The organism is Streptosporangium sp. NPDC023963 (assembly GCF_040639135.1).
Taxonomy (GTDB): Bacteria; Actinomycetota; Actinomycetes; order Streptosporangiales; family Streptosporangiaceae; genus Streptosporangium.
Window position 1 is genome coordinate 411,440 of sequence record NZ_JBEZZK010000006.1, and the last position, 11,765, is coordinate 423,204.

Genomic DNA, 11,765 nt, shown 5'->3' on the forward strand with positions numbered 1-11,765 from the left:
GACGAACCTCGGGGCCCGGGATCGGCGGGGGCGTGACGGCCGCGACGCGGGATCTCAGGTCCCGGCGGACCTCGTCGACAGGCGGGTCCGGACGACGAGGTCGTGCACCGCGTCCGCCGACGGCGCGACGCCGGGGAGCCCGGAGGAGTCCCGGGCCTCCTCCAGCCTCCCGGTCAGCCGGGCGACGTCGCCGGCCAGACGCTCCGGCGCCGGTGCGCCCGCCGGCGGCGGGCCGTGCTCGGCGGAGCGCTTGGCGGCGATCAGGTCGCCGAGGTACGGCGGGCCGCCGGAGAGCCGGGTGAGGTCGGCCTCCAGCTCCCCGGTGCGCATCAGGTGGATGCCGGTGAGCAGCACGCGGAAGGTGTAGAGCAGGGGCTTGAGCTCGCCGGAGCGTTCGAACAGCCGCCACTGGGCGCGGGCGAAACCCAGGTAGTGGTGGGCGTGGTGGCGGGTGACGCAGCCGGGGGCGACGGCGACCATCTCCTGGTGGACCGGCGAGGTGGCCACCACCAGCGGAGAGAGCAACTGCTCCAGCACGTAGCCGTTGCGGCGCAGTAGCAGGCGGCAGAACTTGGCCAGGTCGTGGGTGACCAGGTCCACCTCGACGCCGTCGCGGACCCAGGACCGGGTGAGGGTCTCCTTGCCCGTCCGCAGGCCGACGACCTCCTCCAGCGGCAGCAGGTGCGCGCCGCGCAGGTCGACGTCGGAGTCGGCGGAGGGGAAGCCGTACAGGTGCGCCCCGCTGACCGTGGCGAAGGCGGCCGGGTGCGCCTGCCCGGCGGGAATCTCGGCCAGCCAGGAGGGCAGGGTGACGGTCACAGCGCCGCCTCCCTGGTGCGCGCCAGGTATTCCTCCACGCGCCGCCGATCGGGCTCGGCGGGCAGCACGTTCGCACCGCCGAACCTCGCCACCAGCTCCGAGCGCCAGCGCTCGACCTCGTCCCAGGGGAGCTCTCCCCGCCGTACGGCGAGCAGCCGGTCGCGGTGGGCGTCCATCCGGACCAGGGGCTCGCCGTGGCGGGCCAGGTGCAGGCCGCTGAGCAGCAGGCGGATCATGTGCATGGCCTGCTTCCATCTGGGGCGCGCGGGGTCCAGGCGGCGGAACTGGGCGTCGGCGTATCCGACGAAGGTCTGGTTGGCGCGTTCGGACACGAAGGCGTCCCGGAGGGCGAGCAGTTCCTCACCCGCCGCGGTGGCCTGCTCGACGATCGGCGACCACAGGCACTCCAGGACCGTCGGGTTGGCCTCCAGCGCGAGACCGCAGAACCGCTCGACCTCCCACGAGAACTGCTCGGGCAGCGGCCCGTCGACGTGGGTGGGCGGCTTGGCCAGCCGCCAGAACAGCCGGGTCGGCGCCACGAAGACCCCGCGCCGATCGACGTCGGATCCCTCGATCTCCAGCCCGTATGCCCGCGAGCCGACCACCACCGACAGTATCGAGTGATCCGGGACGTACCGTACTTCCATCCGCACAGCCTGCCAGGCCCGTGCGCGGCGCGGGTACGGGTTTTCGCACGTGCGGCGCGCAAGGCGCGCGGGGTGCGCGGACGGCGCGGGAGACCGATCGCTCCCGGTCGGTCTCCCGGCGGGGCCGGGTGGGCCGGGTGGGCCGCCCCGCGATGTCGGTGGCCTCTGCTGGAATGAGCGCGACATGATCGACGCGAGAGGAATGCCGCGTGGACCGTACCGCCTGGAAGTCGTTCCTGAAGCGCTGGAACGAAGACCTGCTCGCCGCGGACTTCAGGCCGTATTCATTGCTGGACAAGCCGGTCACCGACGACTGGTTCGGGTTTCCGCCGGCCTCCGCCGAGCAGGTGACGGCGGCGGAGGCGCGGCTGGGACGCGTGCTGCCGCCGTCGCTTCGCGAGTTCCTCCTGACGAGTGACGGCTGGCAGCAGGCGGGCGTCTTCGGTGGCGAGGTGCGCGGCACCGCGGAACTCGGGTGGCTGCGCGACCTGGAACCGATGTGGACCAAGGCCGACAGGCGGGCCGCCATGCGGCGGATGCTCATGATCTCGGAAGGGGCGGACGCGGGCGTGCTGTTCCTCGACCCGGAAGACGTCGACGAGCACGGGGAATGGGCCGCCTACGAGCTGTACTCCTGGTCAGGTGAGGGGCCGCGACGGCGTGGTTCCTTCGCCGAGCTGATGCGCGACCTGTACGCCGATTCCCACGACCTGAGGGACCCGTCGTAGGCCGGGCCGGGCCCGGCGCGGGCGGGCACTCCCGCCGGGTGCGGCAGGGGCCCGCCACCGCCGCCCGTCCCGCCGTCAGGCGGCGAGGGTGGCGTGCATCTCCCAGAGCAGGATCTCGGCCGGGGCGATCGCGGTCACGCGCTGGCCGCCGGTGGCGGTGAAGCGGGCGGCGTCGCCCTCGGAGAGGTGGCCGGCACCCTCCAGGTCGACGGCGCCTCGGGGGACGAACAGGTGCAGGAACGGAGCCTCGGGCAGTTCCACGCTCTGGCCCGGCTGGAGCCTGGCCACGTGCAGCGCGGCGTACCTGTTGTTGATGCGGATGGCGCTGCGGCCCGCGTCCCTGGCCATGCCCGAGGCGACCGGAACCAGGGCGCCGCCGAGCAGCTCGGCGTCGATCTCCAGCTGCTCGTAACCGGGGGTGAGCCCGCCCTCGTCGGGCACCACCCACATCTGGACGAAGTGCACCGGATCAGTATGCTGCTCACCCTGAAGGCGCCATGAGTCGTTCTTCTCCGAATGGAGGATGCCCGTCCCCGCGCTCATCCGCTGGGCGAGTCCCGGATAGATCACCCCGGAGTGGCCCTCGGAGTCCTGGTGGACGAGGGAGCCGCGCAGCACCCAGGTGACGATCTCCATGTCCCGGTGGGGGTGGGTGTCGAAGCCGGTGCCGGGCTTGACGATGTCGTCGTTGTTGACGAGCAGCACGCCGTGGTGGGTGTTGCCCGGGTCCTGGTGGCGGCCGAAGGAGAAGGAGTGCTTCGAGTCCAGCCATTGGATCTTGGTGGCGGGTCGTTCGGCGGCCCTGCGGATGTCGACGGTCATGCCTGGTGGTCCTCTCACCTCGGTTGTTGAAACTTAAACTAGAAAGCCGGGTGAAATGTTCCGCACATCCCCGGGTTGGGGAGATCTTGCTTACTGATCCGAATATGATGTGTGACGATTTATCACCACGCGGGCCGCAGGTGACCTCGCCTTGACGAGGAGCGGCCTATGCGATCTACCTGGGGGAACAGTGCTGGGCTTGCTTTCGCGCGCTCCGAGGTCGCTTCAACGATGAGCGCCCCCGCCGACGCCGCGAAAATCGCTCCCTACGACTACGAGAGGTTCAGCAGGCTCGCCGGGCCCGTGACAGAACCGGAACCCGGGGTGCCCTACCGCGTGAGCTACCGCTCCCTGCTGGCCACCGAGCCACACCGGGTGCGGGCGGTGCTGCTGATGGTCGCGGCGCTTCTCGTGGAGTTCACCCTCATGGTCTGGCTGCTGCTGCCCGAGCACTGGACCGTCCGGCCCGACCCCTACGGCACGATCCCGTGGTACCTGCCGGTGGCCGACCGGATCATGCTCGTCGCGATCGCCCTGATCGAGGTCTTCCGGCTGGTCAGCGTGGTCTCCAACGTGCACGCCATGCTGGCGGCCAGGGACCCGGTCCCGGTCGCGCCCGAGCCCGGCACCCGGGTGGCCTTCATCACCACCTGCGTACCCGGCAAGGAGCCGCTGGAGATGGTCAGGGAGACCCTGGCCGCCGCACTGAAGATCCGCCACGACGGCGTGCTCGACGTCTGGCTGCTGGACGAGGGCGACGACCCCGACATCCACGAGCTCTGCGACTGGCTGGGCGCCCACCACTTCACCCGCAAGGGCGTGCCCGAATGGAACCAGCCCAAGGGCGGCTTCCGGGCCAAGACCAAGCACGGCAACTACAACAGCTGGCTGGACGCGCACGGCGACGACTACGACTTCTTCGTCTCGGTCGACACCGACCACGTGCCGCTCCCCGAGTTCTGCGAGCGCATGCTCGGCTACTTCCGCGACCCTCGGGTGGCCTTCGTCGTCGGCCCCCAGGTCTACGGCAACTACGACGCCGGGGTCACCAAGGCCGCCGAGAGCCAGCAGTTCCTGTTCCACTCGCTGATCCAGCGCGCGGGCAACCTGTACGGCGCGCCGATGTTCGTCGGCACCAACAACGCCGTACGCATCCGCGCGCTCAAGCAGATCGGCGGCCTGTACGACTCGATCACCGAGGACATGGCCACCGGCATCGAGTTCCACCGCTCCCGCGACCCGGAGACCGGGCAGCGCTGGATGTCGGTCTACACCCCCGACGTGCTGGCCGTGGGGGAGGGGCCGTCGTCGTGGACCGACTTCTTCACCCAGCAGCTGCGCTGGAGCCGCGGCACCTACGAGACGCTGCTCACCCAGTTCTGGAGGGCCGCGCCGAAGCTCTCGCCGGGACGGTTCTTCAACTACACCCTGATGGTGACCTTCTACCCGATGTCCGCGCTCAACTGGCTGCTGGCCGGGCTCAGCGCCACCCTGTTCATGGCCGTCGGGGGCTCCGGCGTGACCGTGCCGATGGACGTGTGGCTCATGCTGTACGGCGACGCGGCGCTGCTGCAGGTCATGCTCTACACCTGGAACCGGCGGCACAACGTCAGCCCGCACGAGCCGGAGGGCTCCTCGGGGGTGGCCGGGATGGTCATGTCGGCGCTGTCGGCGCCCATCTACGTCACCTCGCTGATCGGCGCCGCGCTGCGCAGGCCCAGCAAGTTCGTGGTCACCCCCAAGGGCGACTCGGCCAGCCCCGACCAGGTCGCCACGTTCCGCATCCACCTGTGGTGGGCGGCGATCTTCGGCGGCGGCCTGCTGCTGACCATCTTCTGGACCGGCCACATCCACCTGGTCATGACCCTGTGGGGGATCCTCGCCCTGGTCATCTGCCTGGGACCGCTCACCACCTGGGCCTGGAACCTCCGGGCGCTCAAGGCGGCCCCGCGAGCGGTCGGTGACGGATCGTGAGCCGCCTGCGCAAGCACCTGGTCGGGGTGGCGGTGGTGACCGCCGTCCTCGCGATCAACCTGCCCGCCGTCGCGGGCTTCGCCACCGAGAAGTGGCACGACTACAGCATCAACCGCGACGACTACAAGGCCACCCACGGCCACTGGACCTTCCTCGACGTCCCGGAGAAGTTCAAGGTCAACGCCATCCACGCCGCGCTGCTGCACACCGGCAAGGTGCTCATTGTCGCCGGTTCCGGCAACAACGCCGCCAACTTCGACAAGGGCACCTTCAAGACCGTGCTGTGGGACCCGGCGAAGCCGGGCAGGCCGGACGAGTTCAAGATGGTCGACACGCCCGTCGACTTCTTCTGCGCCGGACACTCGGTGCTGCCAGACGGCAAGCTCCTCATCGCGGGCGGCACAGGCCGCTTCGAGGTGCTGAAGGCCAAGGTCAAGCGGGCCGCGGGCGCCCTCACCATCAAGAACGAGGACCCTGACGCCAAGCCCAGGGAGTTCCACCCCGGCACGCTGCTGACCGCTCCCGGCGGGCAGGTCTACCGCACCCTCGCCCATGTCAGCGTGCCGCCCGCGCGGAAGGTCGAGACCGGCGTGCCGGGGAAGGTGCGGATCCGGCCCAGCCAGACCAAGGTCTTCGCCGAGGCCGTCACCGAGGGCGCGGCGGGCCTGCTCACCGCGCCGGCCGGCTCCGTCAAGTACGAGATCCAGGGACTCAAGGGCCGGGAGAAGCGCGACCTGTACGCCATGGGCGGCAGCATGACGCTGGATAAGCAGGACTTCCAGGGCATCAGGGACGCCTACGAGTTCGATCCCGTCACCGAGCGCTACATCAAGGTCCAGGAGATGGCCGAGGGGCGCTGGTACCCGACCATGACGAACCTGCCGGACGGCAGGGTGATGACCGTCTCGGGGCTCGACGTCGTGGGGCAGATCACCAGGGACAACGAGATCTACAACCCCCGGACCAAGACCTGGCGGCCGGGACCCAAGCGGTTCTTCCCCACCTACCCCGCGCTGTTCCTGCTGGAGGACGACACCCTCTTCTTCTCCGGCATGAGCGCCGGGTACGGCCCCGGCCAGCTCGCGCTGCGTCCCCCCGGCATCTGGGACTACCGCCGCGACACCGACCGGCCGGTGAAGACGCCGGGCGGCGTCGGCGGCGTGGCACCCGACGAGATGGAGGCGTTCACCCCCGTACCCGGGCTGCCCGAGCCGGAGCTGAACGAGACCGGCGCCTCCGTGCTGCTGCCGCCCGCACAGGACCAGCGGGTCATGGTGATGGGCGGAGGACCGGTCGGGGAACGCCAGCCGGGCCTGCCCAACGCCACCGCCAGGACCGCCATCGTCGACCTCACCGAGGCCAGCCCGCGCTACGTCAGGGGTCCCGACCTGTCCGACCCGGTGCGCTACCCGAACGCCGTGCTGCTGCCCGACGACACCGTGTTCTCCTTCAACGGCTCCAGCGACTACCGGGGGCGCGGCGCCAGCGACGTCCTGCGCGCGGAGGTCTACCGCCCGGAGAGCAACAGCTTCCACGAGGCCGCGGCGCCCGCCGTCGGCCGCAACTACCACGCCGAGGGTCTCCTGCTGCCCGACGGCCGGGTGCTCGGCATGGGCTCCGACCCGCTCTTCGGCGACAAGGCGGGCTCGCTCCCGGGCACCTTCGACCAGCGCATCGAGATCTACACGCCGACGTACCTGCACAACGGCGAGAAGGCGCCGGTGTTCACCGGCGGGCGCGAGAGCGTGTCCCTGGGCCGCAGGGCCGGGTTCCAGACCCCCGACGCCGCACGCATCCACCAGGTGCGGCTGATGCGCCCGAGCGCCGTCACCCACGTCACCGACGTGGAGCAGCGCTCGATCAGGCTGGACTTCACCCGGGTGAAGACCGGGATCATCGCCGAGATCCCCTCCAACCCGGCCCTGGTGCCCCCGGGGTGGTACATGCTGTTCGGGGTCACCGCACGGGGAACACCGTCCCCGGCCCGCTGGGTCCACGTCCAGGGTGAGGCGGACACGTCTCCCTCGGCCTCCCGCGGCGTACGCCGCCCTTCCACCCCCACCCCCAGCCCTCCCATTTCCGCTCCCCAGGGCCAGGCCCGGGGTCCCCACGCCGGAGGTACTCGATGAACAGGTACGGCCTCGCAGCCGCGCTGGCTCTCACTCTCGCGACGGCGGCCTGCACCGGCGACCCCGCGCCGCCCGCCGGCTCGGGGAGCGTCGCCTCGGGGAGCAGCGCCCCGGGGAGCACCGCCTCCAAGGAGGCGAGCGGTTTCTACGTCGACCCCGACGGCGCCGCCGCCCAGGAGGTCCGCAAGCTCGAGGGGGAGGGCAGGACCGAGGAGGCCGGGCTGATCCGCAGGATCGCCGACCGGCCCAACGCGATCTGGATCGGCGACCAGGACCCGAGGGACAGGGTCGCCGACATCACCACCAGGGCCCAGCGGGCGGGCCGGATCCCGGTCCTGGTGGCGTACCACATCCCCAACCGCGACTGCGGGCAGTTCTCCGCGGGCGGCGCCGCCGGCGCGCAGGAGTACCGCTCCTGGATCGGCCGGTTCGCCGAGGGCATCGGCGACCGGCCCGCCCTGGTCGTCGTCGAGCCCGACGCGCTCGCCCACATCCTGGACAACTGCACCCAGGGCGGCCAGGCCGGCGAGCGCCTCGACCTGCTCCGCGGCGCGGTGGAGACGCTGAAGAAGCAGCCCGCCGCCAAGGTCTACGTCGACGCGGGGAACGCCGGCTGGATCAAGGACCCGGGCGAGTGGGCCGAGCCCATGCGCAGGGCCGGGGTGCCCCAGGCCGACGGCTTCGCCTTCAACGTCAGCAACTTCTTCACCGTCGAGGAGAGCGTCGCCGTCGCCGAACGGCTCTCGGACGGGGTCGACGGGGCCCACTACGTCATCGACACCTCCCGCAACGGCAACGGCCCCGTCCGCGACGCGCAGGGCGACGACGCGTGGTGCAACCCCAAGGGCCGCGCGCTCGGCGTGGAGCCGACCACCGAGACCGGCCACGAGCGGGTCGACGCCTTTTTGTGGATCAAGCGGCCCGGCGAGTCGGACGGCGAATGCCACCGGGGAGAGCCCCGCGCCGGCGACTGGTTCCCCGAATACGCGCTGGAACTCGCGCGTAACGCGAGATAGCCGCTTATTCGTTATATCTTCGATCTTGCAGGTCAAGATTGCTTCGCAGGAGATTGACCGGAGTTGTCAGTTTTTTCAGCGACCCTCTGGGAGCTTTCCTCGATGAACAGATGGAAGACGGTCATCGTCGCACTGGCGGTCACCCTGCCAAGCGGCGTCCTGCCGGCCGCCGCGCTTCCCGCCGGTGTGCTGCCCACCGGCGCGTTGCCCGCCGCCGCCGCGCGATCCGCGGCCCCCCCGATCGAGAACGGCGAGACCCAGCCGATCTACTCGCGCGCCGACGCGCTCACCGAGACCGTGTTCGTCGAGGTCGCCGGGGTCGACAGCGACGCCGACGGCCGCCCCGACCGGGTCGCCGTCGACATCATGCGCCCCAAGGAGACCGCGTCGGGACTGAAGGTCCCGGTCGTCATGGAGGCCAGCCCCTACTACGCGGGCGGCAACGACGTGCCCAACCACGTCGTCGACCTCGACGGCTCCGACCCCGCGGGCATGGAGTACCGGCGCAACAAGTTCAACGACCTGCGCGACGAGATGTTCGGCGTCGACGGTTCCGACGTGAACCGCGCGGCGGCGCCGCCCTTCCGCGGCTACTACGACAACTACTTCGTGCCGCGCGGCTACGCGATCGCGCTGGTGGAGAACCTCGGCTCGGGACGGGCGACCGGCTGTCCCACGACCGGCCTGGACAACGAGACCGCGGGCCCCAAGGCCGCGATCGACTGGCTCAACGGCCGGGCCCGGGGATTCGACGCGGCGGGGAACGAGATCAGGGCCGACTGGTCCACCGGGAACGTCGGCATGATCGGCGTCTCCTACAACGGCACGCTGCCCAACGCCGTCGCCGCGACCGGGGTCGAGGGACTCAAGGCGATCGTGCCGATCGCGGCCATCTCCTCCTGGTACGACTACTACCGCGCCAACGGCGGCGTGCTGGCGCCCGGCGGCTACCAGGGTGAGGACGCCGACGTGCTCGCCCGCTACGTCCTGACCCGCGAGAACGCCGAGCAGACCTGCGGCGCGCTGATGGACCGGATCGAGAAGGACCAGGACCGGGTCACCGGCGACTACTCCGACTTCTGGGACCGGCGCAACTACCTCAACGACGTGCGCAAGGTCCGCGCCGCCGTCTTCCTGGTGCACGGCCTCAACGACTGGAACGTCAAGACCAAGCAGGCCGTCCAGTGGTGGGACGCCCTCGCGAAGCGGAACGTGCCCCGCAAGATCTGGCTCCACCAGGGCGCGCACTTCAACCCGTTCTCCTTCGCCGGGCGCAACGCCGAGTGGCTGCGCCAGCTCCACCGCTGGTTCGACTTCCACCTGTACGGCCTGCGCAACGGCATCATGGACGAGCCGCAGGCCGACGTGGAGTCGGGCCCGGGACAGTGGGCCCAGCACGCCTCGTGGCCGCTGCCCGGCACCCGTGACGCGCGGCTCCACCTGGCCGCCGGCAAGGACGGCCGCAACGGCACCCTGGGCACCGACCGCCCCCGCGGGCGCCACACCGTCGAGTCCTTCGTCGACCAGAGCGCCCGTACCGCCGAGCAGCTCGCCGAGAACGCCGAGGCCGTCGACCCCAACCGCCTCGCCTACCTGTCGGCTCCGCTGGCCCGCGACGCGCGCCTGTCCGGCACCCCCGAGGTCGAGGTGCGCGCCGCGTTCAAGGGCGGGCGCTCGCCGTACCTGACGGCGCTGCTCGTCGACTACGGCACCGACGCCCGCGCGTACGGCGACGTCGTCTACGGCGACAACCAGGTCTGCTACGGCCAGGGCGTGCCCGGCGACACCGGCTGCGCCCGGCTGGCCGAGCACACCACGGTGACCGCCCCCTACAAGATCATCACAAGGGGCTGGCTCGACGTCCGCAACCGCGACTCCGCCTCCAAGACCGAGCTCCTGCGCGAGGGCCGCTTCTACGACTTCCGCTTCGACCTCCAGCCGAACGACTACGTCGTCAAGGCCGGCCACCGGATCGGCGTCGTGCTCGTCTCCACCGACCGCGACTTCACCCTGCGCCTGCCCCCGGGCACCGGCGTCTCGGTCGACCCGGGATCCAGCTCGGTCACCCTCCCGGTCGTCGGCGGGCGCTTCGCCCTTCGCTGACCCCCGCCCCCGGCCCCGTCCGGGAAGCGGATCCCTCCCGAAGGCGCGAGCCGCTCAGGACGGCGAGCCCTTCGGGAGGGCACGGACCCCCGGCCCCCGGCACCCTCCCGGGCCGGGGGTCCGTGTCGTGGTGCGCGAGGCCCCGCCGGATCAGCGGTGCTCGAACACGCAGTGGGCCGCCACGCCGGATCAGTAGTGCTCGAACACGCAGTGGGCCGCCACGGTCTCGCTCGAACCGTCCGCCCGCACGCCGGTGATGCGCTCGGCCAGCTTCAGCGCGCCCGGCAGGTCCCCCTCGGCCTCCTCGCCCACCAGGCCGAGCTCGGTCCGCTCGGCGAGGTAGGCGCCGGAGGCGTCGTCGCCGGGGAACAGCCAGTCGAAGTCGAGGACCTCCCGCCCGTCGGCGTAGTGGACGAAGCTCGCGACCATGTTGACGTTGCGGAAGACGCTCGCCGTCACCGTCCCCGAGGAGAGCTTGACCAGGACCTCCGGCAGCGTCCCCGCGAAGCCGTTCCACTCGCTGAGGATCGTCCCGCCCTCGGCGGGGCGGGCGGAGACCAGGCCCTCCTCGTGGTCTCCCTCGTCGTCGTCGCCGTCGAACACCTCGACGCCGAGGCGGTCGAGAGCCTCGCGCGGAGTGAGGTCGCGGACGAAGGTCACGCAGAACGCGTCGTCGTCGATCCAGTCGTAGTCGCTCACGGGGGGTCCGATGACAGATCGGGAAGATCTTGGCACCGGGGACCGACAGAATCCGTCACCCCGCCCCCATCGTGATCTCGCGAAGGGACGATCCCCGCAGATCATGGGGTACCGGTAAGAACGCTGTCATGAGCCCCAAGCGGCGTTGATCTTGTTGTGACCTGCGTAGGTGATGCTGACCGGGCATGACACGCCCCCCGCTTCATATCGACGAACTCGTCGAGCTCCCCCGCCCGCGGGGATGGCTCCTGTGGAGGTAGACCAGATGGTCGCCGGGGGTGGTGTCGATTCGGCAGCGTGATCATCGGTTCACCGCAGCGGCTCGCATCGTCTCGATGAATCAGTAGTGGAGAGCGCGGCCGACCAGTTCGGCGACTTCGGTGGATGAGGCGCGGAAGTAGCGGGCGGTGGTTTCGATGGAGGTGTGGCCGAGGAGGGCTTGGATCTGTGCGTGGTCGGCGCCTGCTTCGCGGAGCCGGGTGGCGTATGGCCGGGCCCGAGGAGTCCCGGTCTCGGCTGGAGACCGCGGTCGGCGACGTTGTCGATGTCCCCGAGGATGAGGACTTTCAGGCGGCGCTGCGTGGCCAGGTCAAGAAGGCGCCAGCCGCCAATCCGGAGTTGGCGAGCGAGATCATGGCGATGCTGAACACGTCGTCAATCGTCACCGAAAGCGGAAGCCAGATCGTCTCGGAAAGCCATATCGGCGGCGACAACGTTCAGATCAGCAACGCCCGAGACGTCGACATCCGCCATCGCGGCTGACCGGAACACCAGCGATGCCCGACGTCGGCGACCCGCCTGGTAGCCAGACCCTGGCCTACCGGCGGC

At 70.7% G+C, this 11,765-nt stretch carries 11 protein-coding genes; 6 read left to right on the forward strand and 5 right to left on the reverse strand.

The genetic code is table 11. From position 1 onward, the window contains the following. Positions 1-54: 54 nt before the first annotated feature. Positions 55-819, reverse strand: a complete 765-nt coding sequence (locus tag AB0F88_RS21590) for a nucleotidyltransferase domain-containing protein (RefSeq protein WP_362686560.1) — start codon at positions 817-819, stop codon at positions 55-57. After that, a complete protein-coding gene (locus tag AB0F88_RS21595; protein WP_362686563.1) occupies positions 816-1,466 on the reverse strand; it encodes a nucleotidyltransferase domain-containing protein in 651 nt (216 codons plus the stop codon). The genes AB0F88_RS21590 and AB0F88_RS21595 overlap by 4 nt, the downstream gene beginning before the upstream one ends. Before the next feature lie 209 nt (positions 1,467-1,675). On the opposite strand from AB0F88_RS21595, the gene AB0F88_RS21600 reads away from it, so the two are divergent. Then, the gene (locus AB0F88_RS21600; RefSeq protein ID WP_362686566.1) at positions 1,676-2,194 is read left to right on the forward strand and encodes an SMI1/KNR4 family protein; all 519 of its coding nucleotides are present in this window, start codon (positions 1,676-1,678) and stop codon (positions 2,192-2,194) included. A gap of 75 nt (positions 2,195-2,269) precedes the next feature. Here the strand turns inward: AB0F88_RS21600 and AB0F88_RS21605 are convergent, their stop codons facing one another. After that, positions 2,270-3,016 carry a pirin family protein gene (locus tag AB0F88_RS21605; protein WP_362686569.1) on the reverse strand — a complete coding sequence of 249 codons (747 nt, stop codon included), beginning with the start codon at positions 3,014-3,016 and terminating at the stop codon, positions 2,270-2,272. A 231-nt stretch (positions 3,017-3,247) separates the two neighbouring features. Here AB0F88_RS21605 and AB0F88_RS21610 point away from each other — a divergent pair, with 231 nt between their 5' ends. The 4 genes from AB0F88_RS21610 (at position 3,248) to AB0F88_RS21625 (ending at position 10,238) form a co-directional block, all read left to right on the forward strand. After that, positions 3,248-4,990: a cellulose synthase catalytic subunit gene (locus AB0F88_RS21610; RefSeq protein ID WP_362686572.1), complete on the forward strand. Its 1,743-nt coding sequence runs from the start codon at positions 3,248-3,250 to the stop codon at positions 4,988-4,990. Continuing rightward, positions 4,987-7,119 carry a galactose oxidase-like domain-containing protein gene (locus tag AB0F88_RS21615; RefSeq protein WP_362686575.1) on the forward strand — a complete coding sequence of 711 codons (2,133 nt, stop codon included), beginning with the start codon at positions 4,987-4,989 and terminating at the stop codon, positions 7,117-7,119. Before AB0F88_RS21610 ends, AB0F88_RS21615 begins: the two co-directional genes overlap by 4 nt. Beyond that, complete coding sequence (locus AB0F88_RS21620) at positions 7,116-8,135, forward strand: glycoside hydrolase family 6 protein (protein ID WP_362686578.1); 1,020 nt, start codon at positions 7,116-7,118, stop codon at positions 8,133-8,135. Before AB0F88_RS21615 ends, AB0F88_RS21620 begins: the two co-directional genes overlap by 4 nt. Positions 8,136-8,237: 102 nt before the next feature. Beyond that, entirely contained in the window at positions 8,238-10,238 is a 2,001-nt protein-coding gene (locus AB0F88_RS21625) for a Xaa-Pro dipeptidyl-peptidase (protein WP_362686581.1), read from the forward strand. A 189-nt stretch (positions 10,239-10,427) separates the two neighbouring features. On the opposite strand, the gene AB0F88_RS21630 is transcribed toward AB0F88_RS21625, so the two are convergent. Together AB0F88_RS21630 and AB0F88_RS21635 are read right to left on the reverse strand one after the other, a co-directional pair. Then, entirely contained in the window at positions 10,428-10,937 is a 510-nt protein-coding gene (locus AB0F88_RS21630) for a DUF6461 domain-containing protein (protein WP_362686584.1), read from the reverse strand. 340 nt (positions 10,938-11,277) lie between these two features. After that, positions 11,278-11,382, reverse strand: coding sequence for a hypothetical protein (locus tag AB0F88_RS21635; RefSeq protein WP_362686751.1), 105 nt, complete (start codon positions 11,380-11,382; stop codon positions 11,278-11,280). A 41-nt stretch (positions 11,383-11,423) separates the two neighbouring features. On the opposite strand from AB0F88_RS21635, the gene AB0F88_RS21640 reads away from it, so the two are divergent. Further along, positions 11,424-11,699, forward strand: a complete 276-nt coding sequence (locus AB0F88_RS21640; protein ID WP_362686587.1) for a hypothetical protein — start codon at positions 11,424-11,426, stop codon at positions 11,697-11,699. The last annotated feature ends 66 nt before the right edge of the window (positions 11,700-11,765 follow it).